This is a genomic window from Ilumatobacter sp. (assembly GCF_030065885.1).
Lineage (GTDB): Bacteria > Actinomycetota > Acidimicrobiia > Acidimicrobiales > Ilumatobacteraceae > Ilumatobacter.
In genome coordinates, this window is the sequence record NZ_JASJCS010000092.1 from 1 (window position 1) to 26574 (window position 26574).

20 protein-coding genes are annotated in these 26574 nt (G+C 70.2%); 8 read left to right on the forward strand and 12 right to left on the reverse strand.

Annotated elements, in window-relative coordinates:
• Positions 1–196 precede the first annotated feature (196 nt).
• Positions 197–1639, reverse strand: coding sequence for a hypothetical protein (locus QNJ12_RS17455; protein WP_300624514.1), 1443 nt, complete (start codon positions 1637–1639; stop codon positions 197–199).
• Between the two features lie 28 nt (positions 1640–1667).
• Positions 1668–2369 (reverse strand): hypothetical protein, encoded by a 702-nt coding sequence (locus QNJ12_RS17460; protein ID WP_300624516.1) that lies wholly within the window; start codon positions 2367–2369, stop codon positions 1668–1670.
• 114 nt (positions 2370–2483) lie between these two features.
• Between QNJ12_RS17460 and QNJ12_RS17465 the strand changes: the two genes are divergently transcribed.
• Positions 2484–3605, forward strand: a complete 1122-nt coding sequence (locus tag QNJ12_RS17465) for an IS630 family transposase (RefSeq protein ID WP_300624518.1) — start codon at positions 2484–2486, stop codon at positions 3603–3605.
• Between the two features lie 99 nt (positions 3606–3704).
• Here QNJ12_RS17465 and QNJ12_RS17470 read toward each other — a convergent pair whose 3' ends face one another.
• The 4 genes from QNJ12_RS17470 to QNJ12_RS17485 all read right to left on the reverse strand — a co-directional run bounded on the left by QNJ12_RS17470 (position 3705) and on the right by QNJ12_RS17485 (position 8309).
• A complete protein-coding gene (locus QNJ12_RS17470) occupies positions 3705–4829 on the reverse strand; it encodes an IS630 family transposase (RefSeq protein WP_300624520.1) in 1125 nt (374 codons plus the stop codon).
• A gap of 68 nt (positions 4830–4897) precedes the next feature.
• Positions 4898–6919, reverse strand: a complete 2022-nt coding sequence (locus QNJ12_RS17475) for an ATP-binding protein (RefSeq protein WP_300624522.1) — start codon at positions 6917–6919, stop codon at positions 4898–4900.
• On the reverse strand, positions 6916–7638 hold the full coding sequence (locus QNJ12_RS17480; RefSeq protein WP_300624524.1) for a DUF4255 domain-containing protein: 723 nt from the start codon (positions 7636–7638) through the stop codon (positions 6916–6918). The genes QNJ12_RS17475 and QNJ12_RS17480 overlap by 4 nt, the downstream gene beginning before the upstream one ends.
• 44 nt (positions 7639–7682) lie before the next feature.
• Positions 7683–8309 carry a response regulator transcription factor gene (locus QNJ12_RS17485; protein ID WP_300624525.1) on the reverse strand — a complete coding sequence of 209 codons (627 nt, stop codon included), beginning with the start codon at positions 8307–8309 and terminating at the stop codon, positions 7683–7685.
• 274 nt (positions 8310–8583) lie between these two features.
• Here QNJ12_RS17485 and QNJ12_RS17490 point away from each other — a divergent pair, with 274 nt between their 5' ends.
• Positions 8584–9951, forward strand: coding sequence for a hypothetical protein (locus QNJ12_RS17490; protein WP_300624526.1), 1368 nt, complete (start codon positions 8584–8586; stop codon positions 9949–9951).
• A 159-nt stretch (positions 9952–10110) separates the two neighbouring features.
• Here QNJ12_RS17490 and QNJ12_RS17495 read toward each other — a convergent pair whose 3' ends face one another.
• The 4 genes from QNJ12_RS17495 to QNJ12_RS17510 form a co-directional block, all read right to left on the reverse strand.
• Positions 10111–12165: a choice-of-anchor D domain-containing protein gene (locus QNJ12_RS17495; protein WP_300624528.1), complete on the reverse strand. Its 2055-nt coding sequence runs from the start codon at positions 12163–12165 to the stop codon at positions 10111–10113.
• A gap of 229 nt (positions 12166–12394) precedes the next feature.
• Entirely contained in the window at positions 12395–13246 is an 852-nt protein-coding gene (locus QNJ12_RS17500) for a phytanoyl-CoA dioxygenase family protein (protein ID WP_300624530.1), read from the reverse strand.
• Between the two features lie 84 nt (positions 13247–13330).
• Entirely contained in the window at positions 13331–14443 is a 1113-nt protein-coding gene (locus QNJ12_RS17505; RefSeq protein WP_300624532.1) for a phosphotransferase family protein, read from the reverse strand.
• 5 nt (positions 14444–14448) lie between these two features.
• Complete coding sequence (locus QNJ12_RS17510; RefSeq protein ID WP_300624534.1) at positions 14449–15660, reverse strand: PLP-dependent lyase/thiolase; 1212 nt, start codon at positions 15658–15660, stop codon at positions 14449–14451.
• Positions 15661–15817: 157 nt separating this feature from the next.
• On the opposite strand from QNJ12_RS17510, the gene QNJ12_RS17515 reads away from it, so the two are divergent.
• The 3 genes from QNJ12_RS17515 to QNJ12_RS17525 are packed head-to-tail and all read left to right on the forward strand — an operon-like array spanning position 15818 to position 18252.
• The gene (locus QNJ12_RS17515; protein ID WP_300624536.1) at positions 15818–16492 is read left to right on the forward strand and encodes a TIR domain-containing protein; all 675 of its coding nucleotides are present in this window, start codon (positions 15818–15820) and stop codon (positions 16490–16492) included.
• A 14-nt stretch (positions 16493–16506) separates the two neighbouring features.
• Positions 16507–17136, forward strand: a complete 630-nt coding sequence (locus QNJ12_RS17520; protein ID WP_300624538.1) for a hypothetical protein — start codon at positions 16507–16509, stop codon at positions 17134–17136.
• Positions 17137–17181: 45 nt separating this feature from the next.
• Positions 17182–18252: a hypothetical protein gene (locus tag QNJ12_RS17525; RefSeq protein WP_300624539.1), complete on the forward strand. Its 1071-nt coding sequence runs from the start codon at positions 17182–17184 to the stop codon at positions 18250–18252.
• Here the strand turns inward: QNJ12_RS17525 and QNJ12_RS17530 are convergent.
• Positions 18218–19765 carry a pyridoxal-phosphate dependent enzyme gene (locus QNJ12_RS17530; RefSeq protein ID WP_300624540.1) on the reverse strand — a complete coding sequence of 516 codons (1548 nt, stop codon included), beginning with the start codon at positions 19763–19765 and terminating at the stop codon, positions 18218–18220. The two genes, QNJ12_RS17525 and QNJ12_RS17530, sit on opposite strands and share 35 nt — an antisense overlap.
• Positions 19766–19789: 24 nt before the next feature.
• Positions 19790–21829, reverse strand: coding sequence for a hypothetical protein (locus tag QNJ12_RS17535; RefSeq protein WP_300624542.1), 2040 nt, complete (start codon positions 21827–21829; stop codon positions 19790–19792).
• A gap of 98 nt (positions 21830–21927) precedes the next feature.
• On the opposite strand from QNJ12_RS17535, the gene QNJ12_RS17540 reads away from it, so the two are divergent.
• From QNJ12_RS17540 to QNJ12_RS17550, 3 genes are all read left to right on the forward strand, one after another.
• Positions 21928–24903: a BTAD domain-containing putative transcriptional regulator gene (locus QNJ12_RS17540; RefSeq protein WP_300624543.1), complete on the forward strand. Its 2976-nt coding sequence runs from the start codon at positions 21928–21930 to the stop codon at positions 24901–24903.
• A gap of 50 nt (positions 24904–24953) precedes the next feature.
• Positions 24954–25514 carry a PH domain-containing protein gene (locus QNJ12_RS17545; RefSeq protein ID WP_300624545.1) on the forward strand — a complete coding sequence of 187 codons (561 nt, stop codon included), beginning with the start codon at positions 24954–24956 and terminating at the stop codon, positions 25512–25514.
• Positions 25511–26574 (forward strand): PH domain-containing protein (locus QNJ12_RS17550; RefSeq protein WP_300624547.1); only part of this gene is annotated, 1064 nt, incomplete at its 3' end. The genes QNJ12_RS17545 and QNJ12_RS17550, both read left to right, overlap by 4 nt.

Sequence of the window (26574 nt, forward strand, 5' to 3'; positions counted from 1 at the left end):
CGCCGGTGCCGGCGCTCATCAGGAGCGCGCGCAGCTCGACGGTGACGCCCCGATCGACGGGCCCACGAGACGCGGGCGAACGACGAGTCCACTCGCCTGCCGGCTGCGGGCCACCCGTGCTCAGCGTCGTCTGGCGGACGGTGACGAGCGACCGGCTGCTGCCGGCGGCAAGCCGGTCAGAGCAGCCGATCGGCCGCTACTGGTACGTCACGAGCACGGGCGTCGGATCGAACACGCCGTCGAGGACGTCGGCGGCGGTGAAGATGTCGACGTCCTCGTCGTAGAACAGCTTCAGCCCGTTGTACCAGGGCGCCTCGACTCGAATCTTCGAGTAGGTGTCGAGCTTCACGGCGCGCCTCCCGAAGCCGTCCATGTGGACGTTGAACGCGATCCCCTCGCGGGTCACCACCTGGTCGCGGTTGGTGAGCATGTCGGGCGTGAACTGATGCACGACGAGCAGCTTCTCGGGGAGCTGCTCCTCGGCGACGAGATCGGCCAGCCAGTTGATCACTGCGTTCACCTCGGCGGCATCGACCGTGCCGATGAAGCCACCGCGTGGGCGAGCCGGTGGCTCGGTGCGCCACTCGGGATCGAGTGCCAGACCGACATCGGGCTCGCGCAGGAGATCCTCGTAGTACTTGGCCTCGGTGAGGAAGTCCGAACGGCCTGGCTGCAGATCGAGGATGAGGTAGTAGCCCTGGCGCCGCGCCTCGTCCAGGTAGCGCCGGACGAACTCGTGCGACGACCGCAGACGGTACAGCCCGTCATCGCCGGGGTCGCTCGTGGCGAGGGTCGCGATCAGCTCGAACGCCGGGAGCACTGATCGATCGCCGGCACGCCAGGGCTCGGCGATCTCGTCGAGGCGGCGTGCTGCCGCCGCGGGATCCTGCTCACCGAGCACGCCGAGTCGCGGTGTGCGGTCCGTGCCGTACATGGCCACGATCATCCGGTCGTCGAACAGACGCCCCTGGCACGGCGTGTCGGCGGGTACGTCCGAAGGAGCGGCAGCGCGGGGTGCCGGAAACCAGCCCTCCACGTCGACCGCCACGTCGGTCGGGCCCGTGGTCGCCACACAGATCTGCCCGCCGGGGCCGATCGGGACGATGACCGAGGCCGTCGAATCCGGCCCGGGGACGTAGTCGAGCGGCTCCGCATCGGGCAGCTGTCGTGCGCCAGGTGCGCTCACCGAGAGCTGGCCGGCACTGCGAGCGTTCGCCGTCGTGATCTCGACGAGCACGGCGCGGACCGGCTCGGCGACGCCGATCCGGTCGACCACCGGGACCGGGAGGATGGAGCCGGGCGGTCGCAGGCCGATCCCGGCGAGGCGACCGTCAACGGTGGAGGCCCCGATCCGGGTGTCGAGTACCCGTGCCGGCTCGGAGAGTGGCTCGGCGTCCTCCGCCTCCAACGACCCGGTCTCGACGACCGTGCGGGCGGGCGTGGTCTCCTCGGAGTCGGTGAACGCGATCCAGACCGGGACGGCGGCGACGGCCGTCCCGGCGACGAGGAAGCGCAGGGCCCATCTGGCCGGGCCGGCGCGCCGCGGCGCCTCGACCGGACGCGGCAACCGCGATGGGCGGCCGCCGGGCGCGCCGTGCACGCGATCGCGCCGGTAGCCGTTCCTCTTGCGCGCATTCACCCGTCGCGCCCGGCTCCCCCGCGTTGCGTCAGACTGCGACGGGCGCCCGCTGGGCGTCGATCCAGGTCTCGAGGGCGGGCCCGGACTCGAAGCTGGTGATCAGCGCATAGCGCGGTGCCGTCCCGTTGTGGACCACGACGTGCCAGAGGCGCTGGGTGTCGACGACGAACCGGGCACCCCTCGGCAGCGGCACGCGGCGCTCGGTCGACGGATCGGGAAGCCCGTCCGCGTCGTTGTCCATCAGCAGCATGTAGCTGTCGGGGTTGTCGGTCAGCTCGACCCACGACCGGACGACCCAACCTTCGCCGTCGGGGTTGAACCGGTTGTTGTCGTCGCGGTGGATCGACGTCATCGCCGCATCACGGTCCTGTGGCTCGAGCTTGATGATCCGGACGCGGCCGAAGTTGGCGCCGACCGAGTCGACGTACTCGCGCAGTGTCGGGGCGATCTCGGCGTTCGACGTCCAGAGCGCGTCCTTGTCGGTCTTGCCCTTGTCCCAGAAGCCGCGGCAGTCGAGCTCGCCATCCGCCGACGCGATCGGGGCGAAGTTGGTGTCACCGCCCGACTTCCAGTCCATGTACTCGAGCGACTCCCACTCTGCGGCGGGCACCTCGGTCGGCATCGGGGTCAGCTCGACGACGCCCGTCTCGTCCAGGACCGGCATCCGGTAATGGTCGGTCTCGAGGGGGATCTCGACGCTCCAGTGTTCCTTCGTGGGCCAGAAGCTCATGACCGCCAGTCTAGGAACCACCCTCGAGGGCGCGCAGGGAACTAGTGGCTTGACCGGCAACGTTGGTGGGGTCGCGTCCACCACGTGGGGGTGCGAGTCTGTTTTCCTGTGGGGATGGCCGAGCGCGTCCAGGTCCGGGAGATCTCCAACGAAGAGGGGCAACGCCTGCTGAGGATGGTGCGCCGGTCGTCGGGCTCGATCGTGACGTGGCGACGAGCTCAGATCGTGTTGTGGTCAGCCCAGCAGATGGACGTCCCCCAGATCGCAGCACTGGGGTTCACCTCCGAGGATCGTGCCCGTGAGGTGATCCACAACTTCAACGCCGACGGGTTCGACTCGCTGTACCCGCGATATGCCGGTGGGCGACCCCCGAAGTTCACCGACGAACAGCGACGCGAGGTCAAGCAGATCGCGCTCGGCCGCCCTCAGGACTACGACCTGCCGTTCTCGACCTGGTCGCTCACCAAGTTGGCCGAGCATCTCGTCGCCAAGGGGGTGGTCAACGACATCAGCCACGAAGGCCTGCGCCTTCTGCTCCGTGAGGAGGGCGTGTCGTTTCAAGTCGTGAACACCTTCAAGCAGTCCAACGACCCAAACTATGAGGCGAAGAAGAACCGGATCCTGCACCTCTACGACCTGGCTGACGGCAAGATCGACCAGGCCCGCGGCGATCCCGATGTGGTGATCTGCTTCGACGAGTTCGGACCGTTGAACCTGCAACCACACCCCGGCAAGCAGTGGGCGGTGACCGGTGGCGGCGCCGAGGTCCCGCGGCGAACCCGACGGGCGACGTTCACCCGACCCCACGGCGTCCGACACCTCCTGGCCGGCTACGACCTGTCAACCGACCGGCTCTACGGGCACATCAAACTGACCAAGGGCCGCACCCAGTTCCTCGAGTTCATGCGCTACCTGCGCACCTTGCACCCGCCCCACGTTCGGATCGCGATCGTGCTCGACAACTTCTCACCCCACCTCAGCACCAAGAAGGACACCCGGGTCGGCCAGTGGGCCGCGGCGAACAACGTCGAGTTGGCCTACACCCCGCACTACGCGTCATGGCTCAACCGGATCGAAGCCCAGTTCCAAGCCCTGCGCTACTTCGCCCTCGACGGCACCGACCACCCCACCCACAAAGCACAAGCTGCGATGATCCGCCGCTACATCCGCTGGCGCAACACCAACGCCCGCAACCGACAACTCACCGAACTCATCAACCGCGCAAACGTTGCTTGACGCGTCACTAGTTGTGATGACCTGGACAGGTTGTCCCTGGCGGGTTGGGGTCGGTGGTCCGCTGAAGGGGCTAGTGCTCTGACCACATACGTTCGCGCGCTACGCGGCTCGGCGTGGGTGGCCCCATCGTCGTTGGTGTTCGCTGCGGGTGCGTGCTCGGTGTCGGCGTTCGGCGTCGAGGATTCGTGGGTCGCGGGTGTGGGTGTTGCGCCAGTCGAGGTAGTTGGTGATTGCGTCGGCGAGGGTGGCGTGGTCGGCGTGATCGCTGTTGGCGATGACGAACTGGCGCAGCGGCCCGAAGTGGGCTTCGATCGGGTTCGCCCATGACGCGTAGGTCGGGGTGAACACCAACTCGACGCTGTTGGCGTCGCACCAGGCGCGCACGTCGCGGTTCTTGTGGTGGTTCAAGTTGTCCAAGATGACGTGGATCGGTCGGCCGTCATCGAGGCGGGCACGGATCGACTGGATCGCTCGCAGCGTGGCAGCGGAGCCCTTCTGTGGTTCGATCTCGCCCCAGAGGTGGTCGTCGCCGATCGAGTAGCAGGCATACAGCTGCCGGGAGCCGTGGGGCTTGTGGTAGTTGGCCCGCAACCGCACCGGTCGACCGCGCGGCGCCCAGGCTGCCCCGGCGACCGGGCGGATGGTGAGGGGTCCGAACTCGTCGAACGCGAACGTGCGATCACGCTGGTGCTCGAGCAGGTACTCGATGCGTGCCAGCTTCTGCTCTTTGAGCGGGTCGGGGGATTCCTTCCAGGTCTTGGTGCGCTGGAACGTGATCCCCTCCGCGATCAGGATCTGCCGCAACCGTTCACGGCCGATCCGCACCTGGCGGCCCTTGCGAGTGGCGAGGTGGTCGGCGAGCTTGCGGATCGACCAGTGGCTGAACGGGCACCCGAGCTTGGTCGGTCGGGTCGTGGCCGTCTCGACGATGAGCTTGCGGTCAGTCGTCGTGATCAGGCGGGGCCGGCCACCCGCCCACTGAGGGTCCAACGATCGCATCCCGAGATCGTTGAACCGGTGGATCATCTCGCGGACCCGGTCTGGTGAGGTCTGCACCAGCCGGGCGATCGTCGCGACGTCGTTGCCACCAGCGGAGGCCAACACGACCATCGCTCGTCGCCACTTCACGATCGACCGGTCGGACTTGCCGCCTCGCCGCACGATCTGCTGCAGCTGGCGGCCCTCTGCGTCGTTGAGGCGACGCACACGCACAGGTTTGGTCATCCCACCAGGAAAACAGACCCGCTCACGCAAGTGGTGGACGCGACCCACCAACCACTGTGGTCAGAGCACTAGCTGGACGGTGCGACGAGCTCGAACCACTCGCCGAAGTCGGACTCCAGGCACAGGCGGCCGAGCTTGCGGTACTCCCCCGCTACCCCGGTCACGAGGTCGGCCATCGTGACGTCGCGACCTTGTGACGCGGCCCGGTACGCCGCGCTGACCACAGCGTTGCGGATGGTGCCACCGGTCAGCTCGAACGAGTCGGCGAGGAATTCGACCTCGACCGTGTCGTCGGTCGGCAGCGAGTGCCCGATCAGGTGCGTCCACAGGCGGCGCCGCTCCTCCGCTCCGGGTTTCGGGAAGTCGACCGCGACGTCGAGGCGGCGGGAGAACGCGTCGTCGATGTTCAACCGCAGGTTGGTCGCCAGCACGACGAGACCGTCGAAGCGCTCCATCCGCTGCAGCAGGTACGCGACCTCGACGTTGGCGTAGCGGTCACGGGCGTCCCGGACCTCGCTGCGCTTCCCGAACAGCGCGTCGGCCTCGTCGAAGAACAGCACGGTGTTGACCTGCTCGGCCTCCTCGAAGATGCGGTCGAGGTTCTTCTCGGTCTCGCCGATGTACTTGTCGACCACAGTTGCGAGGTCGACGGTGTGCAGGTCGAGCCCGAGCTCGTGGGCGATCACCTCGGCCGCCAGCGTCTTGCCGGTGCCACTCGGGCCGGCGAAGAGGGCCGTGATCCCGTCGCCACGCCCACCACCGCGCCTCAGGCCCCACTCGCCGAGCACGTGGTCCCGATGGCGGACCCGGGCGGCGACCTCGCGCAGCGACACCATGGTCTCGGGTTCGAGCACGAGGTCGCCCCACGAGGAGGCCGGCTCGATCCGACGGGCGAGCCGCCGCAGACCGGCCGTGTTCTGCTGGCGGGCGCCCGAGCGGAGATCGTCCTCGGCCACGCGCGCGTTGCGGTACAGGGCACGCAACGTCGCTGCCGTCGCAGCGCGGCGGATGCGGTCGGGGCCGAGGCGAAAGGCGACGGTCGCCTCGCCGGCGTCCAGCACGTCGGTGCCCGACCCGAGCGCTCGTCGCCACGTTCGGTCGCGTTCGTCGTGGGTCAGCATCGGCGCGTCGACCACGAGCGGCGTCGCCGACGACCATTCGGGATCCCAGTCCGACCGTCCGACGAGCACGACCGGGCGCGGCAGCCCGACCAGACGCTCGATCGTCGGCCGTTCGGCGCGGGCGATCTCGTCGACGCCGCCGACCACGAGCCCGCAGCCCCTGACCACCGCCTCCCGCACCGCATCGGCGAGCGAGACGGCCCAGGCCGAGGTGGTCTGCTGCACGTGGACGACGACCGCCTCGCCGGATGCCTCGACGACTGCGGCTGCCGAGAGCTCGAGCGCGGAACGGTCGCGCCCGTCGCCCACGTAGACCAGTCGCACGCCGCCCCTGAGCGCCGTCGCGAGTCGGTCGACCCAGACGTTGCGGATCGGCACAGCGGTCTCGACCCGGGTGCCGGCCGCCGGGCTGGCATCGCCCAGCAGGGCGCCGACGACACGGTCGGGCACCCGGAGCGAGCGGGTGAGGAAGGGCCGGTCCACCTCGTCGAGCTCGACGAGACCGAGCAGGCGCAACGACGAGTCGTCCGCGAACCGGCGGCGGCTGGCCGGATCGGTGGCGTCGGCGCCGACGAGGCGCAGTGCCAGACCGATCGAGGCGCGCCGGCGGGTGAGATCGTCGTGGAGGTACCCGAACAGCTGCTCGTAGCGGCGGTCGAGGTCCGGAGCCGCGGCGACCAGGAGGAGGTCGACCTCGGTCTCGTCGAGGCCGACCCGGTCGGCCCACGTCGCCAGCGCATCCGGGAGGGGGCCGAGAGCATCCTCGGCCGGCGGCGACGAGTGGTGCCCCGCGGCGATGCGTTCGGCGTGATCGTCGGTGATGTAGAGGCCCCGGAGCGGGTCGACCGTCGCCGGATCCTCCTCCCGCATCGCCGACACTGCCGACGCCACACGGCGATGCACCTGACCGAGCCGATCGAGCGTGGCGGCCCGCAGCTCGCCGGTGGCCGTCAGCTCGGCGACGCTCATCGCGGCATCGCGCGGACGCGATAGACGCGTCCGGGCTCGTCCTCGGCACCGCCACGGATCGTCTCGTCGGGGAGTGCGGCCGCCGCCTCGTCCTCGTCCGAGGGTGCGCCACGTCCACGCGGCCGCACCGTCTCGGCCTCGTCGGTGTCGGGTCGGGCGACCGAGATGCGCGGCTCCTCGGTGACCGGTGGTCCGACGGGCAGTGCACGGGAGACGTCGAACGGCGCCGTGCAGACGACGTTGATGGCCGGCTTCAGCTCGCCGCCGAGCGCCGCCCAGACGTTCGAGTACATGCGGTCCTGGTCGAGTGCGAGCCCGACCTGGGTGACGATCGGCCGCTCGGAGTCGGCGAGCGATCCGGCGAGCACCTCGGGTGGCAGACGCTCGTGCTGCAGGAAGCAGGCGAGCACCGACGCCAGGAGGCGATGCTCGTCCTCGGGCAAGTTCGTCCACGCCGTGATCAGGTACCCGTACTTGAACATCCGGGGCGGCTGGCGGCGCTCGGTCACCTTGCCATCCGCATCGCGAACGTCTTCGAACATCACCTCGCGGCGGTTGTGGTCCTCCCGAATGTCGTAGAGGAAGACGTCGAGCGTCGGGTTGCTGAGCTTGCCCGCCCAGTCCTTGGTCGGCGCGTCGAACTCCAGGTCGACGCCCGAGCCGTTGATCACGTCCCGCTCGATCAGGTTCCGCAGCGATGCATCCAGGTCGTGGATCACGCCCACCCCTCTCCGTCGGCCACGAGGTCCCCGTCGTCCGGCCGCTAGATGATCCCCGCCTTCATCGCATAGGCGACGGCGTGCGACCGGTTGCGGAGCTGCAAACGGCTGGTGACCTCGTGGATGATGTTCTTGATCGTTCGTTCGCTGTACGACATCGCCTCGGCGATCTCGGCGGTGTCGGAGCCCTCCGACAAGTGTCGCAAGACCTCGACTTCCCGTTCGGACAGGCCTTGCGGCCCGAGACCCCTCGGCGCGAGCACGTCGCGCTGCAGCCGGCTCATCTGCTCGAGCAGCTTGCCGAGCAGGTCGGGCGCCATCTCGCCGTCACCCCGCTCGGCGTACTCGACCGCCTTGGAGAGCCGCTCCGGCGTCGCCTCCGACCGTCGCAACACCGCCCGCGCCCCGCACTCGACGGCCTGGAGCAGCGCCGCGTCGTCGACGTTGGTCGCGACCAGCACGATGCTCGGGCAGTGGTCGCGCTGGATACCGCGGACCGTGCGGACCGTCGACTCGTCGATCTCGTCGACCACCACGACTGCGACGTCGGCGTCGTCGATGTGACGCTCCTCGACGACCGAGATCCTCGGCCGACCACGCAGTTGCGAGGCGACGCCCGCCTGCGAGATCGGGTCGCTGCCGTAGACGAAGACCCCACACCTTCCGACCATGACGATTGCCCTCCTCGATGCACGTCCGTGTCCCGGCCACGATGGACGGGAGACCTCAACGTGCGATCAACGCGAGCTGAACGGGCACGATCGGACGACGAGATATCGGCGTGATGGGATCTACGGCCGCACTCGCGGGCGCCGTCGTCGGGCCCGCAGCCTGGCGCGACGCCGACCCGCGAGCGCGAACGAGCAGACTCGACCGCCCGATCGGGCACGCCTGCGTCGAAAGAATCTGCTGCACGGGTTCGCCCCGACGCCGTACGGTTGGGACATGGGCGCCAGCGCATCGTTCGGACAGGCCGTCGTCCCCGTCGAACCGGGCGGCACGGCAGAGGTCACGGTCCGGGTCCGCAACACCGGATCGATCGTCGACCAGTTCACCTTCGAGGCCATCGGGATTCCGGTGGACTGGATCGTCGTCAACCCGGCGGAGGTGCGACTCTTCCCGGACACCGAGGAAGACGTCACGGTCTCGATCTCGCCGCCGCGGAGCGCCGACACCCCGCTCGGCGATCTCACGTTCGCGCTCCGCGTCATCTCGGCCGAGGACCCCGACGGGTCGGTCGCCGAGGAACTGACCCTGCAGATCGCCCCGTTCGACCTCCGGGCGGGCGAGCTGCACCCGCACACCTCGACGGGCCGGAGCAAGGGAGTTCACCAACTCGCGGTCGACAACCACGGCAACACGCCGATCCAGCCCGAGTTCACGGGGTTGGACCCCGACGGCCTGGTCCGGATCGAGATCAAGCCGACGCACCTGACCGTCGAGCCGGGCGCGGCGGGGCTCGCCACGGTGACCGTGCGGCCGCGCAAGCGGTTCTGGCGCGGCCAGCCCAAGAGCCTGCCGTTCCAGGTGGTCATCGCGCAGGACGACGAGGAGCCGGAGATCGTCGACGGCACGTTCGTCCAGCAGCCGATCCTCCCGAAGTGGTTCTGGAAGGCGCTGCTCGCGCTGATCGCGCTGTTGATCCTGCTCTTCATCCTGTGGCAGACGGTGCTCAAGCCGACCGTCGAGTCGGCGGCTCGCGACACGGCCGAGGAGGTGGTCGAGGAAGAGCTCGGCGAGGTCGACGAGGAAGTCGCAGCGCTCGACGAGCGCCTCGACGCGCTCGACGGCGGTGGCGAGGGACCGCCCCCGGCCACCACGGCGCCACCGCCCGGCACGACCGTGCCCCCGCCGGTGACGACGGCGCCGCCCGTCACCACGGCGCCACCGCCCGACACCACCGAACCACCTCCCGAGACCACGCCGACCACCGAACCGCCACCGCCGACCGAGACAGGGCCGTTCGACTTCCAGGTCCGGTTGTCCGACCCGCCCAACGGCCCAGCCGACTCGGGAGGCCTCGACTTCGCGGCCGGGACCGAGTTCGAGCTGACCGACATCGTGTTCCAGAACCCGACCGGAGCGGTCGGCGAGCTGCGGATCCTGCGTGACGGAGAGGTCCTCTTCCAGCTCCAGCTCGCGAACTTCCGCGACCTCGACTACCACTTCGTCGCCCCGTACGTGTTCGAGGCAGGGCAGCGCATCGAAGCGGTCCTGCTGTGCGTCGAGCCCGGCACCCTGCTCCCCGCCTCACCGACGACGTGCAACGCCTTCGTCAGCTTCTCGGGCTTCATCACCGAGCAGGCTGCGTGAGGCGGACGCCCGCAGAACGGGCCACCGAGCCAGTCCTCAGCCACCACTGGTGGCTCGGCAAAGGCCGTGCACTTCGACGTGAGCCTGTGTCGCTCCCAGCTGGGGCCGGCATCTCCCTGACGGGAAACCGGCGTCTCTCGAGCGAGCGTCGGCGTCTCCCTACCGGGAGACGTACGCGCGGCTGGATCGCGTGAGGGTCGCCGTCGCCTGGGGGCGAACCGGCGACGGCACCACCAGCACCTCGACCGGCGCCGCGTCGTACTCCCCCACCACCGCCACGTCATCGATCGGGCTCGGACCGTGCGGCGTGGCCGTCAGGACGAGCAACTGCACGATGAACCCGCCGTCGGCATCGGTCGTCACGTCGATCGGCGACTGACCGATGTCCGTCGTCAGCTGCACCGCCGTCGAGGCGGGGTACCCCGACCCCAGGATCGCGACCACCTGACCGCCGGCGGCCACCAACGGCGACACCTCGAGCACGGCGTCGAAGCGCCCCGAACCCTGCAGCACAGCGCTCGCACTCGTCGCGCTCGACCCGGCGACCGCGAGGCTCGCCGTCCGGGCGCCCGCCGCAGACGCGACGAAGCCCAGATCCAGCTCACACGACGCGCCCGGTGACAGCGCCTCGTCGACACAACCGTCGACGACGACCGAGAAGTCCGCCGCATCGACCCCGCCGATCGACACGCTCTCGACGGTCACCGTCACATCACCGATGTTCGTCACCGTGGCTTCCACGGTCGGCCCCGACGCACCCACCAACCGTTCACCGAACTCGACCGGGTCCGGATCGATCGTCAGCCCCAGATCTGGCGGCAGCGTCGTGGTGGTGGTCGTCGTGACCGGCACGCCCTCGAGCGTGCCGGTCAGGGCGCCCTGCCCGACGAGGAGGTCGGTCGGGTACGAGTCGTCGCGGACCGTCAGCGTGCCGGTCCGCAGGCCCTCGGCAGAGGGGGAGAACGTCACGGTGACCTCGCACGACGCGCCGGGTTGGAGCACCGATGGGCAGTTGTGCGCCTTCACGCCGTAGTCGCCGTCGGCTTCGATCGAGGTGATCTGGAAGCCGGCGAGCCCGTTGCTGGTGACCGTCGACGTGCCGTCGACCGCGGTGGTCACGGTCCCGTAGGCGATGGGTTCGACGGTGACTGCGGGACGGCGCTGCCGCACGAACACGTGGCTGGACTGGTGGAAGACCGGCTCGGCCGGTACCAGCAGGAACGGCGAGAAGGAGTCGAACGAGACCCATCGCCCGTGCGCCGAGATCGCGGGGTCGGATGCCGAACCACCGGTGTTCGTCGTCGGGTCGCCGTCGACGTACGACACGAGGTCGATCTCGACGGACTCGAACGGCAACGGGCCGGTGGACCGGGCGACGTAGATGTCGGCGATCTCACCGCCCACGAGCTCGAAGGCGACGTAGTTGCCGTCGCGGCTGACCGCTGGATTCCTGGCCTGAGCCGAGATCGCACGGTCCTGGCCGTTCGCCCGGTCGCGGACCAGCAACGCAGTGGCGATGTCCGACGAGCGGAACGTGTAGGCGACGATCGAGCCGTTGCCCGACATCGACGGCCCGAAGGCGGGCCCGAACGGGACGCCGGACGCATCGGCCGCGATCGCTTCGATCGCCGTGGGGTTCTGCACGTCGAGCAGGAACACCGACCTGATTCCGGCGTTCGGCTGCGACGTCTCGGTACCGATGGCGTCGAACGTGATCAGCCGGCCGTTGTCCGAGATGGCCACCCTGCGACCGACGTCACCGAGGCCGGCCGGGGTGATCGGTTCGGCCTGTACGTACTCGGAACCCGAGCGGGTCGAGTAGTTGATCGCCGATTCGGTCGACCAGGCGATCACCGACCCGTCGCGATTGGGGACCGGGAACGGCGGCGAGCTGCTGCCCTCGGGCGCGAACGCGGCCCCGGCCAGCGTCGTCGTGTCGTTGCACCGATCGAACGCGAACACGCCGTAGATCGTGCCGGACCCGACGTTGGTCCCGGTGTCGGAGTAGGCGACGACGCAGCTGTTGCCGCTGATCGACCCGTTGACGCTCTCGCCGGCCGACACCGCGTCGGTGGTGTCGGCGATGCGGCCACGCAACGCGACCCGAGGCACCTCGGACGAGCTCCCGAACTCGACCCAACGGCCGTTGTGCGAGATCGAGGAGTCGAAGTTCGAGTTCGTGAACGGCCCGCCGCCCCCAGGGAGACGCGACACCACCTCGGCCGGCTCGGCGACGGACTGTGCGGTGAGCGGCGCACTGCCCGTGGTGACGAGCGCGACGAAGGCGACCAGGACGCCACATCCGAGCCAACCGAGTCGGGCTCGGTGCGGAGAGCGGTCGCGCTGCTGTTCCGTGCTTCCAGCGTACGCCGAACCGGGGACGTGCTCGCCCGGATTTCGGCGCGCCGCGCTGCCCGATCGGGCGCGGTCCGCTGCCCGCCGGTCAGCGGGCCCGTCCGCCGAAGCTCATCGCGCCGCGGCCCCCGCGGATCGCGTCGAGCGGATCGCGCACGTCGTCGATGTAGCCCAGCGCGTACGCGCCGAGCTGGTAGCCCATCAGCCGGAGCATGTCGTCGTCGAGCTGCTCGGCGATGTCACGGGGTACGGACAGGTACTGGTTCTCTTCCTGGCGCAGCCAGGCGACGTCGTAGGTGATGTTCAACCCTGCACGGACCGAGCCGGAACGGTTGGCGCCGCCGCCGTGGTACACCTTGCCGGTGTAGAGCAGGCACGAGCCCTTGGACATCTCGGCCGGCACCGTCTCGTCGACGGTGTGCTCGAAGCTGTTCGGCAGCGCCTGGCTCCCGGGCATCACGCGCGTGGCGCCGTTCTCCTCGGTGAAGTCCGTCATCGCCCAGATCGTGTTGCACTGCACGTGATGGTCGGCCGGGAAGTCGAAGAAGTCGAACGCCCACTGGTCGCGGTGGATCTGCTGCCCCGGTGAGTCGGGCCCGATCGAGATCATCTGGGTGAGGTGGAGCTGATAACTCTTCGCGCGGTGCAGGAGCCGGCCGGTGACGTCGAGGATCAGCGGATGCCGGATCAACTCGTGGCTGGCGGGTGAGCGCGCGACCAGCGCCCCGGTCCGGCGCGTGTTGCGACCCGAGAAGTCGTCGCTCCCGCCGGGAGTCGCCGCCACGTACGGGGCCATCTCGTCGGCGATCCGGTCGATCGTGTCGATGGGCGCGAGGTCGTCGATGATCAGCGCGCCGTCGCGCTCGAGGATCTCGTGGACCCTGTCGGCCGAGGCGTCCGGCCGCACGTGCTCGAGCGTGCCGATGCTCTGTTCGCTCATTCGGTCTCCTTGGTCGATGTGGTCGACGTGACTGCGTCGACGTGACTGCGTCGACGTGACTGCGTCGACGTGACTGGGTCGACGTCACCCGATCTCGGCCGACATCGTGATCGCGGCGTCGGTCGACAGCCCGATCCGAGCGAAGAGCATGTCGAGGTCGACGTCGTCCGAGCTCTTCTGGCCGGCGCGGTAGCGGGCGTAGACGCCGTGGAGGATGCACGCCGTCTTGAACGAGTTGAACGTCCGGTAGTACGCGAGCTGCGAGAGGTCGGCGCCCGTGGCTGCCGCGTAGCGCTCGGTCAGCTCGTCGCGGCTCGGGAAGCCCGGCAGCGCCGTCGGCGGGTCGGCGCCATAGACGCCGACGTCGCCCGGCTCGACCCAGGCGTTGAGCGAGTAGGCGAAGTCGGCGAGCGGGTCGCCGAGCGTCGCGATCTCCCAGTCGAGCACCGCCATCAGCGTGCCGTCCCGGGCGAACAGCCCGTTGTGGGGGCCGTAGTCGCCGTGCACGACGCGAGCCGGGCCCTGCTCGGGCAATCGATCGGTCAACATCGAATGCAGGTCGTGGATCCGCTCGTCGTCGTGGTCGGCGTACTCGATCGAGGCGTTCCACGAGCCGTACCAGGTCTTCAGCTGCCGGGCGACGTAGCCGTCGCGCCTCCCCAGCTCACCGAGCCCGACCTCGTCGATGTCGACCGCGTGCAACGCGGCGAGCACGTCGACGAACGACTCGCCGGCGCGACGGCGGGCGGGTTCGTCGAGCCAGTTCGACACCACCTCGCCCGTGTAGAGGGCCTCGCCCTCGACCTTGCCCATCACGTAGAAGTGCGTCTCGGCGACGCTGCGGTCGTCGCAGTAGGCGATCGGCTCGGCCACCGGCACCGCCGTCGCCCAGAGCGCGTCGATGATGCGGTACTCGCGCCACATGTCGTGCGCCTTGGGGAGCAACTCGCCCTGCGGGGGCCGGCGGATGACCAGCTCGCGCCCGGCGGCGTCGGTGAGCAGGTACGTGAGGTTCGAGTGACCACCCGGGAGACGCTCCCAGCGGATCGGGCCGGTCACGTCGGTGACGGTCGGCAGCCAGGCATCGACGACGTCGACGTCGAAGCCGACGACCACCGCGCCGGGCGCGTCGTCGACCGGCGCCGCATCGTCGGGCTCGCCGTACTCCGGCTCGAACCCTGGCACGGCCTCCTGCATGGACCTCAGCGTGCCACGCCGGACATCACGACGGCGATGTGGTCGCCGTCGTGGATGTGCTCCCGAGCCGTGAGCACCCCGGCGAGCCCGGCGGCGCCGGTGGCGCTGACCGCGAAGCCGGCGTCGGTCGCGAGTTGCCGGGCCCGAACGATGTCGCGTTCGAGCGCCACGATCGGCCGGCCACCGCTCTCGACCATCGCCTCGGTCACGGCGATCCAGTCGTACGTCTCGTCGTCGAGGATGCCGTCTGCGATCGAGTGCGGCTCCGGCCACGGCCGCATCACCTGGCTCCAGTAGCGCTCGGGTTGCTCGATCGAGGCGATGCGGTCCCACGTCGCGGCGAGCGGCGCACAGCCCTCGGCCTGCACCGTGTCGAGCCGGACTGCATGTCCGAGGCCGGCACCGACCGACGCCGCGAACGCTCCGCCTCCGACCTGCACGACCACGCGATCGAGCTTCACGCCGGCGAGCACAGCCTGGTCGGCGATCTCCCACCCGAGCGTGCGGCCGCCGTCGAGGCAGTACGCGTTCTCGGGCCCCTGCACGGTGAACGGGATCGCACCGGCATCGCGTGCGTCGCGGAATCGCAGCATGGCCGGGTCACCCGGTGGGTCGTGGTCGCGACGCTCGCAGCGGTGGATCCGGCCGCCCAACCGTTCGATCTCGGAGCCGAACGCGTCGTCCATCCATGTCGGCACGTACACGTCGAGCGGCCAGTCGACGCGGGCGGCGAGTGTGGCGGCGGCGAGCGCTGCGTTACCGCACGAGGCGATCGCGAGCGGCGGGCGCCCAGCGAGCAGCCCGAGCGACTCGGCAGCACGCAGGTGCATCAGGATCGAGGCGAGGTGACGCGCCTTGTGGGAGCCGGCGACGTTGCCGGTCTCGTCCTTCACCCACAGATCGAGGTCGAGTTCGGACGACAGGGCGTCCGATCGCTCGAACGACGTCACGACGAAGTCGGCGGCCACCTCCCTGGTGATCGCCGCGCACGCGTCGCCGGTCATGCCGTTGGCCTGCGCGAACGCCCACCACGCCAGTCGCGGGCCGTACCGCAGGAACGGGTTCGGGTCGTCGAGTGCGGGCGGCAGCGAGTCCGACCGCACGATGTGCAAGACGTGGTACGGATCGTCGGCGGTCGCCTGCGGGCATCGCCAGGCGAACGGAGTACCGATGTCGACGTCCGTTCCACAGACGGCACACTTGAACCCGGCGATCACGACGTCAATCGTGACACGCGGCAGCCCGGGTCGGTTGGACTGATCGATCGCCGCCTCGCCCGTGCTGTGGCGGCGGGTATTTCCGAATGCTCGCAACGACCCGCTGACTAGGCTGGTTCGCAGCGACCGGATCACACAGGTCCGAGGGGGCGCCGATATGGACGAGCGAGAGCCCGCAGTCTCGGAGAAGCCGAGGATCTTCATCGCGTACCGGCGGGAGGACGTGAGCTTCAAGGTGGATCGGCTCTTCAACGACATCAAGAACGACGGCGCGTTCGACCCGTTCCGCGACGTCGACAGCCTCCGCATCGAGCGCTACGAGGAGCGGATCAACGCCGAGCTCGACGCCGCGTCGGCCGTCCTCGTGGCGATCGGGCCCGGTTGGCTCCACGCCGTGGACGAGGACGACCGCCAGCGTCTGACCCTCGAGGGCGACCTGTTGCGCAAGGAGATCGAAGGTGCGCTCGCGAGGGAGGTCAAGGTCGTGCCGGTCCTGCTCGAAGGGGCCGACATGCCCGAGCGGGACGAACTCCCCCCGTCGCTGCAAGACCTGCACAGCTGGCACGCGTTCCCGATCGACTCCGCTCAGTGGAGCCGGGACTCGGCTCGCCTGATCGAGATGCTCAAGTCCGAGATCGGAGCACCCGCCGTCGCGGAGGCCGCCGACACGAGCACCGAGGCGACCGACACGACGAACGCCACCACGAGCGACACAGCGAACGACACCGAGGCGAGCGCGACGCCCCAGTCCCAGCCCCAGACGGCGTGGGTCGCAGGCGGCGTGCTCCTGGTCGTGGCGATGATCGTCCTCGTGCTCGCGGTCTTCGACTAGGGGGCGAGGCATCGATGTCGCGGGCACCGTCCGACCACTTCGGCTTCGTGCGCATCGCCATGGCGGTGCTCCTCATCGTGATGCTCGCCAACGCGGCGGACATCCTCGCGGACATCGAGGACGCCGACCCGTTCCCGGCCGGGCTGCTGCTGCTCGTCGTGCTCATCTTCATCTTCGCCGAGGTGTACGCCGTGCTGGCCGAGCTCCACGGCGAGCTCGGCCTCCCGTACGCACAACCGTGGTTGTACATGGATCTCCTCACCGGCGGTGTGGTGCTCTGGATGGCAGCCGAGCTGCGCAACTCGGCCCAGTGCGAGCTCAGCGACGGCGCCGGCTGCACCAGCGATCTCGGGCCTGCCATGAGGGTCGGGATCATCGTGTTCGTCGCCTTCCTCGCACGCCTCGTCATCGGCTTCAGGATGGTCGACCGCGCCAAGAAGACCGAGGAGGCCAGGCGGCGCTTCTATCTCCGGGTCGTGGCGGACCTCTTCGGCATCGGCCTCACTGCGGTCGTCATGCTCGCCGAACCCGACGGGTTCCTCGGTCTGTCGGTGTTCGGCTGGTCCGTCGTCGGGGCGGGCGTCGTGCTCGTGTACTTCGTGGTGCGAGCGGCCGGCGTCAAGGTCCAGCTCAAACTGGGATGACCACCCGGACCGCGCCCCGGCGAGCGCTCGAGTGGGAGGATACGCGTGCGGATTCGCAGTCTCGTCTTCCGGCCGGGTGATCGATCGATCTCGAACGACGAGCTCGCCGAGCAGGTCGTCGCATCGAGTCGCCCGCTCGGCGCGGCCGACGAGCGGCGGATCCGGCGACGGCTGTCGAGGCTGCTCTCGTACGTCGGGGCGCGCGGGCGATACTGGACCTCGGATGACGGTGCCGTGCGCGACGCCGTTGCGGGAGCGATCGAGGAGGCACTCGCCGCAGCCTCCCTCTCCCCCGGCGACATCGATGTGCTGATCTCGACGTCGGTGGACCGCGCCGTCCTCGAGCCCGCCCAGGCCGCGGTCATCGCCAACCTCGCCGGCATGTTCGACTGCTCGGCGTTCGACGTGCTCGAAGGCTGCAACGGCTGGCTGCGAGGCGCCCAGATCGCACAAGCGCTCCTGGAGACGGATGGCGCCCGGCGTGTGCTGCTGGTGTCAGCGGAGTTCACGACGTCGGAGGGCGGCGCCATCCGCCCGGACCAGTACCGCGTCTCGAGCCTCGCGGACCTGCGCCGGCGATTCCCCGCGATGACGATCGGCGACGGCGTCGCCGTGACGATCCTCGAACCCGGCGACACGCCGTGGCGGTTCTCGTTCTCGGCACGCTCGGACCTGCTCCCGCTCTGCTACGCGACGCTGCCGACCGGCCGTCGCTACGTCGCCGACGAAGCCCGTGGAGCCTGGCCCGATGGGATCGGGTTCGTCGCCGACGGGCCGGGCCTCTTCCACCACGCCGATCGATCGCTCCACGAGTTGGCCGCGCGCGATGCGATCGACCTGGGTGGGTTCGACGAGGTCGTCGTGCACGCCGCCACGGGTCGCCGCTGGGACGAGGGGTTTCAGGAGTACGGCGTCGCCCGGGTGCGGAACGTGTTCCCCGACTTCGGGAACGTCGTGAGCGCCTCGATCCCGGCCGGGTTGACCACCATCGATCCCACGCCGGGACCTCGGCGCGTGCTGGCGGCCGGGGCGAGCGCCGGGATGTCCTTCGCCCTCGCCCGATTCTCGTTCGACCCGACCGTCATCGTCCCGCCGGCTCGGCGACCCGCTGGTTGAACTCGTCGATCATCTCGTCCCAGACGCCGACGTACCGGCGGAGCCCGCGCCAGAAGTCCTGCGAGCGTCGCTCCTCGAACAGCTCGAACGGGGTGCCCTGCTGCTCGACCCAGGTGTAGTAGCCGAGCTGGAAGACGCGGCGCCGGTCGGCCTCGGTCATGTCGATCATGTGCTCGGTGGTGACGTGGCCGAGGTGTTGGCCGAACGCCTCGGCGGCGTCGGTGTGGCTGTACTCGTCGTGGTACCTGCGGGTGAGCGTCTTGGCCCGCTCGCTCGGGTACAGCTCGCCGCCGTCGGTGGCGACGGTGATCAGGGCGTCCTCGGGCCCGAGGTCGAGCAGCTTGGCGGTCTTGATCGCCGCGAGCGTGTTGCAGATCGACGAGAAGCCGAAGTGCGGGAGTGCGTCGATCAGCTGATCGCTCAGGCCCTTCGAACGCGACAGGTACTCGCGACCCTGGTCGGTGTTGAAGAGCACGTCGAGCTCGTCGGTGGCGACGTCGCTGATCGCGCAGACCACGTCGGTGTTCATCACGTTGTGGATCAGCGGGATGTGCTTGTCGCCGATGCCCTGGATGTTGTGCTCGCCGTAGCCGTTCTCGAGCATCGTCGGGCACTCGAGCGCCTCGACGGCGACGATGCGAGCGCCGTAGTCGTCCTTCAGCCGGTCGCCGGCGGCGATGGTGCCGGCGGAACCGGTCGCTGACGCGAACGCGGCGAGGTGGAGGTCGCGGCCCTCCGACGCGTGGAGCTCGGCGCGCACGGTCTCGAACGCATGGCCGAGCGCCCGCCCGGTCACCGTGTAGTGGCCGAGGTGGTTGCCGAATTCGCTGAACTGGTTGAGGACGAAGTTCCCCGGGTCCTCGGCGAGCTCGTTGCAGGCGTCGTAGATCTCCTTGACGTTCGACTCGGTGCCGAACGTGCGGATGACGTCCTCGTCGGGGTTCTCGCACCACCGCTGGAGCCAGTCGAACCGCTCCTGGCTCATCCCCTCGGGGAGGATCGCCACGCCGCGGCTCGCCATGATGCGGCTGATCGCGATGCCGCCGCGGGCGTAGTTGCCCGTCGACGGCCAGATCGCGCGGTGGTGCGTCGGGTCGAACTGGCCCGTCACCACGCGGGGCGCGAGGCACGAGTACGCGGCGAGCACCTTGTGCGCGGTGATCATCGGGAAGCGATCGCCGAACACGACGATGATCGGGCTCTCGACGCCGGTCAGCTCGGTCGGCAGCACGACGTGCTGCGGCACGTCGACCCTGCCGCCGGCCAGGTCGTTGTACCAGTGCACGCGCCAGAGGTTGCGGGCGTCCTGGCCGTGATGGTCGGCGTCGCCGACCCGCTCGGCGTGGTCGAACGACGAGGGGTCGGCGAGTTGTGCGAACGTCGGCAGCGTGATGCCTCGCTCGCGGAACCGGTCGACCGAGTTGGCGAGCGCCGCCTCGTCGACGACGCGGTCCGCCAAGCCGAACTGGTTCTCCAGCGCGTCACGATGCTCAGGCGAGTCGATGACCGTCACGCTCGACAGTCTGGCAAACAAACCTCAGAGCACCACCACCTCGTCCATGACGGTCGCCATCATCGCGTCGGAGCGCTCGATCGGACCGTCGAAGCCGAAGAGCTCGACCAGCTCGTCGTACCCGTCGTCGCCCGATGCGAGCACCCGGCCGTCCCCGCCGTTGACGAAGAAGCCCGACCAGCCGCCCGACGTACCGCTCGGCAGCTGAGCGTCTCCGAACATGTCACCCAGCGTGGGAGCGAACCAGTTGCCGGGGACGGCCTGTCGACCCCGCGAGAGACAGCGCTCGACGATGCGGTCTGAGAAGAAGCTCAGCACATCTGCGCCCAATCGCTCGATGTGCTGCGTGAGCAGCCTCACGGCCTGGTCGGTGGTGAGGCCGTCGAGCGTCCGGATCCCGATGCCACGAGCTCGCTCGGCGGCGAACCCGACGCCGACGATCGTCTGCTCCGGTGCATCGGGCGGCTCCAAGCCGAGCTCGGCAAGCTGCTCGGCGTAGCCGTCCTGCCCCGGCGCGAGCCGCTCGAGCGTGACGATGTTGATCAGTACACCGCTCCACTCGGGGGACTCTCCGACGGTGTCGACCAGGGACGGCCAGTGCCCCCAATCCAGGTCGATGTCGGCGTCGGTCTCGGCACCCTTGGGCATCGGCATCCAGCCGCCCTCGGTCCAGGTCGCGCCGGCGCCCAGGGCTCGTCGGAGGTCCCACGCTCGCCGCATGTCCTGGCGCACCTGGAGTCGGTCGGCATCCGGCATCGCCGCGACCGTCTTGCTGGACGGAGTTGCCGTCGTCGCGGCGGGCGCCGGCTCGAACGACACCTCCGTCTTCCCGTTTCGGCGCCGGTAGACCATGTACCCGATCACGATGCCTACGACCACGACCGGCACGATGACGAGTGCCGGGCTCGGCCCGCCATCATCGCTGTCGTCCGCATCCTCGCCGGTGGCCGGCGTCGGCGCGCCCACCGCCTCGGCGGTGGTGGGCTCCTCGGTTGGTTCGTCGGGCGCCGGGGCCGCGGTTCGTTCCGCGTCCTGCTCCTCGTCCTGGCCCTCCTCGGCGGCGACCTCGGGGTCGGCCGGCGCGTCGGCCTCGGTGGCTCCCTCGTCGACCGCGTCCGGTACGTCACCCCCGGCGACCTCATCACCCGCCCCGACGTCCTCGTCGACCGGCTCGACGTCATCGTCGACCGCCCCGGCGTCCTCGTCGACCGGCTCGACGCCGACCGGCGGCGTCGCCGACAGCTCGCCGGTGAGGCCGGCGACGGCCTCCGCGGACTCAGCCTGCACGTCGGGGTCGTTCTGGTCCGTCACGACGGTCGGCACCGTCACGGTCTGGTGCTGCGCGGTCATCGACGAGAGACTCACCTCGCCGGCGTCCGACGAGGTGACGCCGATCCGCTCGGGAATCCCGGGCAGCACCCACGCCTGGTAGTAGGCGTCGGCCCGCCAGAAGCCGAAGGTCGGGATCGGGTTGGCGCCCGGGGCGAACGCGCCCTCGTCGACGAAGCTGAACCCGGTCATCGTCTGCCCGTCGACCATCGCCGTGCTCACGACGTTGCCGTACCCCTCCAGCGGGTCGTTGGCGTATTGCGAGCTCTCGAGTACGGGGAGGCCGAACAGGGCCCAGGCGACCGACACCTCGCTGATCGCAGCGTTGCTGAGCGAGGGCGATCGATCGAGTCCCGCGACGACGAGCGTGAACGCGAGCTGGTTCACGAAGTACCCGGTGTCGCCGGCGTTCAGCGTCGAGAGCACGTCGGAAAGCGCCTCGGGAGCGAACGAGGACGGGTCCGCGGTGCTCCCGTCGAACGCGAACGTCTTCGCTCCGACCGTTCGGATCGGGTTCGGCTCACCGGGCACGTCGTCGTGCGGATCGGTCACCGGCGCGAACCGTGCCGCCTCGACCCGTTCGAGATCCTGCATGACGAACGCGATGCCCCGATCGATCATCGCCATGCCGCCCGACTGCCGTGGCGCCGCCGACGCGGACACTGCGCCGACGGCCACGGTCGCGGCCAGCGCGACGCCGATGGTTCCCACCGTCTTCCCACCCATCTTTCTCATGCGGCCACGGCTACCGGCGTGTCGACAGCGAAACGTCAGCGAGGTGTTCGGATCGCCCGCTGACGGCTCGCTGACGCACGTGGACCTAACGTCGCGCCATGTCGATCAGCGAGGCGACGGGCGCCGTGCCGCGCCGAGCGGTGGTGCACCGGCAACGTCTGATCGACCAGCTCCGCCGTCGGTTCGAGGCGCGCCTCACGCTCGTCGTGGGCGGTGCGGGCTGCGGCAAGACGACGCTGCTGGCCCAGGCGATGGAGTCCGAGGCCGAGCAGATCGACGTCTGGTATCCGTGCGAGGCGGCCGACCGGGTCACCGACCGCCTGCTCGCGGGACTGCTCGCGGCCTGCCAGCAGGCGCTGGGCGGCGATCCGGACGCACCCGAACGCGACCCGGTCGAGCAGATCGCCGACATGGTGCTGGCGGTCTCGCCGCAGCAGGTCTGCCTGATCCTCGACGACACCCAGCTGCTGCCGACCGCTGAGGTGATCACCGACCTGCTCGCACACCTGCCCGGCAACGGGCACGTGTTGGCATCGGGCCGCCGACGCATCGACGTGCCGACGGCGCGGCTGGACGCCGGCGGCGAGCTCGAGCAGGTCACGCAGTCCGATCTGATGATGACAGCCGACGAGGTCGTCCAGTTCGCCAACCTGCGCGGCGTCGACGCCGACGCGCTCGACCCTGCCCAGGGCTGGCCGGCCTTCGTCGAGCTCGCGGCACGGGCCCGCGGATCGGACCCGCGGACGTACCTCGAGGAAGAGGCGCTGCGGGCACTCGACGCCGCACGCCGTCGGGATCTCGCCCGGTTCGCATTCGTCGGCGGTGGCGACGACGAGGTCGCCGCCGCCGTGACCGGGCTGACACTCCTCGACCTCGTCGGCGAGCTGCCGTTGGTTCGTTGGACGGGCGGCTGGGCGCAGCTCCACGACCTCTGGGGCGAACTGCTCGCGGACGAGCTGACCGAGGGCGAACGCGCCGCAGCGGCTGTCGCGGCTGCCCGCGTGGCCCGCGGGCGCAACGCTCTGGAGCGTGCGATCGATCTGTGCGCCGAGGGCGGTGCCGACGACGAGTTGCTCGTCACGCTCGAGCACGCCGTGGCGCAGGGCGTCGTGGGCGGACTCCGCCCCCAATTGCTGCGCCGATGGCAGGCGACGATCCCCCGCGGGGACGCCGAGGCACCGGTCGGCCGATTGCTCGCCGGCCTGATCGAGCGCGAGCGCGATCCGACCACCGCCGAGGCGACCGACGCGCTCGACGCCGCCGCCGAGGGGTTCCGGCTGGCCGGCAACCACGAGCTCGAACTGGTGTCGCTCTCGCACCTCGGATACGTCGCTCGCATCTCGGGGGAGCCCGATCGGGTGCTCGCCGTGCAGGAACGCATCCGCCGGCTCAGCGAGCACCATCCACCGGCCGCACCGTTCGTCCTGCTCTGCGACGCGTGGCTGGCGCTGGTGCGCGGCCGACCACGGGATCAGCTCGCAGCGGTCGAGGCCATCGATCCGACGCAGCTCCCGTTGCTGTGGAGCGCGACACGCGACCACCTCGTGGCGCACGCACTCGGCAATCTCGGCCGTCCCCACGAGGCGCTCGCCGCGGTGCCCCGCGACATCGAGAGTGGACACCTCGCGATCCCCGGCGCGCTCAGCACCGAGCTCGGGTGCCACTGGTGGGCCGGCCACCCCGAGGTGATCCACGACTGGCCGGCCGACGGGCTCGGGCCCGAGTACGGCGCCCGAGACCGGTTCGTCACCAATTCGTTCCTCGCCTTCTGCCGGGCCAACGCCGGCGACATCGCGTCGGCTCGGCGCCTGCTCGCAGCTGCCGAGGAGGGCGCCGGCGCGGCGCCGGGCAGCCTCATCGCCGCCCAACTCGTCGGCGTCCGGATGGTCATCGACGTCGTCGAGAGCAACGAGGAGGCAGCAGCGACGACGCTCCGAGCGATCCTCGAGCACCTCCCGCTGGGCGAGGGCATCAGCGACCAGATGCTGCGGAGCTTCCTCACGTTCCCGTACGTCCTCGTCCCCGAGACGCGCTCGTTCTGGGAGACGGCCGACCTCGGGCCGTCACTCGTCGAGGGGAGGTATCTCGCCGCAGCGTTCGCCGGTGCGCGCGAACGCGACGACCTCGGTGCGATCGCGACGATGCGGTGGCCAGAGCCGGGGCTGATCGCCGCCCGGCTGCCGGTCAACTGGGCCATGGAGCTCGCCGTGTACGGGGCACACGCCGGCCGCTACGAGGCCGGCCGACTCGCCGCATGGCTGTGTGAGCACTGGGGCCGACCGGCGCGCGACGCGCTCGCAAGATGGATCGAGCACCCCGCGCTGGGTGCGGCGGCGCGCGAGCTGCGGGCTCGCACCCCGACACCGCCCGACCAACCGGTGGCGGTCCGGCTGCTCGGCGAGACGCGCCTGACGGTCAACCGGTCCGACACGGCAGACCCCGACTGGCGGCGGGAGCGGGTGCGGGCGCTGCTGGTGTGGCTCGTGCTCAACCCGGAGAGCAGCCGCAACCGGGCGGCGGCGGCACTCTGGCCCGACCTCGATCCCGACAAGGCGGGCAAGAACCTGCGGACGACGCTCAACTACGTCCACCGCGTGCTGGAACCGCAGCGCACGAGTCGCGACGCGGCATGGTTCGTCCGGGCGGACGGCCAGCACCTCACGCTCCACCGGAGCCTCGATGTCGACCTGTGGCGGTTCAACGATCTGCTCGAGCGAGCCGACGACGCCGAGCGGCGGGGACGGCCGACCGAGGCGCTGCCCGTGCTGGTGGAGGCTGCCGGACTCTGGCGGGGCGACCTCGCCGCGGACCTCGACCACGAGTGGCTCGACCTCGAGCGCATCCACGTCGGCAGCCGCTTCGTGCGCGCCGCCTGCAGAGCAGCCGAGCTGCTCGTCGCGACACGGCGCCCGGCCGAGGCGATCGACATGGCGAGAACCGCTCTCGAGGCCGACCCGTATCACGAGCGCAGCTACCTCGCGCTCGCCGGTGCCTACCGGGCGGTCGGCGATCACACGTCGGCGAGGGCGATCCTCGACCGAGCCGCCGACCAGCTCGGCGCGCCCGTCGGCTGACCGCCGGCGCGCGTGCGCGGCGCCGGCGACGAGCCCGTACCCTCGTTGCCGTGACGGGACCGAGCCAACAGCCCGCCGAGTTCACGAACGACACGCTCGACCTCGGCACCCTGCCTCGCGTCGAGGCGGGCGCCTTCGAGTCCCTCGACCCGGCGTATCTCCGCATGCGGATGGTGGCCGCCGGCGCGTTCGGCGCCGTCGTGGCCGTCGCCGCGCTCACCGTGGCGCTGTTGTCCTCGTCCTGGGTCGTCGGTGTGGTCGGGGCCGTTCTCGTCGCCCTCGTCGCCCTCGTCGCGCTCGCCCGCCGGATCGAGGTCGGCTACATGGGGTTCCTCGTGCGCGAGCAGGACGTGTCGTACCGGAGTGGCGTGATCAGCCGTGCCGTGGCGACCGTGCCGTTCGCTCGGGTCCAGCACGTCGCCATCCATCGCGGACCGCTCGATCGCCGGTTCGGCCTCGCCACCCTGCAGATGCGCACCGCCGGCGGGAGCATTGCGATCCCCGGGTTGCGTGTCGAGCTCGCAGAACGCCTCAAGCAGGTGGTCGCCGATCGGGCCAGCGAGCTCGCCGACGCCGAGGCCGACGTCGCCGACGACACCGGCGGGCGATGACGACCGAACCCGGCGGCGAGCCGCTCCCGCCGCCCAACTGGCAGCCGCCACCGGCGCCCGGTGACCGCGAGCTGCTCGCGCAACCGATCCGCCAGTCGCCGATTGCGCTCGCCTTCATCGCGATGCGGTTCGTCCGCCGGCTCGGCCTGTCCGCCCTCGTCGCCGCAGTCGTGTTCGTGACCCAGGGCGGGATCGGCATCGGCATCGCCGCGCTCGCGCTCGTCGCAGCGGCCGCACTGTTCGTCTTCTCGGCGCTGAGCTGGTGGCGCTTCACGTTCGCCGTCGTCGGGGACGAGCTGGTCGTCACCAAGGGGATCCTGTCGGTCGAACGCCTGGTGATCCCGCTCGACCGGGTGCAGAGCGTCGCGATCGACCAGCGGCTCACCCACCGGGTGGTCGGACTCGTCCGCGCCTCCGTCGACACGGCGGGCTCGTCGCAGGCCGAGCTCGAGATCGACGCCATCGACCGGCGGCGGGCCGAGGCGCTTCGGCGGGTCGCCGCCGATGCCCGTGACCAGCAGCAGGCCTCGGCAGGCACGCCCACCGGCGCGGTCGCCGCAGAGGTCGCAGAGGTGCTCGTCCGGCGATCGTGGCGCGAGCTCGTGCTCGTCGGCTTGACGACCGCACCCTGGGCCGGCCTGGTCGTCATCGCGCCGCTGATCGCGTTCGGCGACGAGCTCGGCCAGCTGTCGGGGGTCGGCGTGTGGATCGAGGAACAGGCCGAGCGGGTCGGAGGACTCGGTGACGAGTCGCCGGCTGCTGCTGTCGCCGTCGTCGCCGGCATCGTGGTCGCGATCACGGTGGTCGGCGCCGTCCTCCAGGTCGTTCGGGAGGTCCTGGCCCACTGGGACCTCACGCTCGTGCGCACGGCCACCGGCGTGCGACGCACCGCCGGTCTGCTCAGCACGACGAGCCGTTCGTCGACCGTGCGGCGCATCCAGACGATCACGACCGACGACACACCGCCGCAGCGGTGGCTCGGGTTCACGCACGTCCGACTCCGCGTCTTCGGCGACAACGACCTGTCGCTGCCCGGCGCGCGTCCCGACGAACTGACGAT

What these genes read in the sequence shown, in the direction of transcription:
- QNJ12_RS17520 (WP_300624538.1), top strand. Translation starts at nt 16,507, where the DNA reads ATGTCGCGGGCACCGTCCGACCACTTCGGCTTCGTGCGCATCGCCATG.
- QNJ12_RS17500 (WP_300624530.1), bottom strand. Translation starts at nt 13,246, where the DNA reads ATGAGCGAACAGAGCATCGGCACGCTCGAGCACGTGCGGCCGGACGCC.
- QNJ12_RS17475 (WP_300624522.1), bottom strand. Translation starts at nt 6,919, where the DNA reads ATGAGCGTCGCCGAGCTGACGGCCACCGGCGAGCTGCGGGCCGCCACG.
- QNJ12_RS17485 (WP_300624525.1), bottom strand. Translation starts at nt 8,309, where the DNA reads ATGGTCGGAAGGTGTGGGGTCTTCGTCTACGGCAGCGACCCGATCTCG.
- QNJ12_RS17505 (WP_300624532.1), bottom strand. Translation starts at nt 14,443, where the DNA reads ATGCAGGAGGCCGTGCCAGGGTTCGAGCCGGAGTACGGCGAGCCCGAC.
- QNJ12_RS17470 (WP_300624520.1), bottom strand. Translation starts at nt 4,829, where the DNA reads ATGACCAAACCTGTGCGTGTGCGTCGCCTCAACGACGCAGAGGGCCGC.
- QNJ12_RS17490 (WP_300624526.1), top strand. Translation starts at nt 8,584, where the DNA reads ATGGGCGCCAGCGCATCGTTCGGACAGGCCGTCGTCCCCGTCGAACCG.
- QNJ12_RS17540 (WP_300624543.1), top strand. Translation starts at nt 21,928, where the DNA reads ATGTCGATCAGCGAGGCGACGGGCGCCGTGCCGCGCCGAGCGGTGGTG.
- QNJ12_RS17460 (WP_300624516.1), bottom strand. Translation starts at nt 2,369, where the DNA reads ATGAGCTTCTGGCCCACGAAGGAACACTGGAGCGTCGAGATCCCCCTC.
- QNJ12_RS17515 (WP_300624536.1), top strand. Translation starts at nt 15,818, where the DNA reads ATGGACGAGCGAGAGCCCGCAGTCTCGGAGAAGCCGAGGATCTTCATC.
- QNJ12_RS17465 (WP_300624518.1), top strand. Translation starts at nt 2,484, where the DNA reads ATGGCCGAGCGCGTCCAGGTCCGGGAGATCTCCAACGAAGAGGGGCAA.
- QNJ12_RS17535 (WP_300624542.1), bottom strand. Translation starts at nt 21,829, where the DNA reads ATGAGAAAGATGGGTGGGAAGACGGTGGGAACCATCGGCGTCGCGCTG.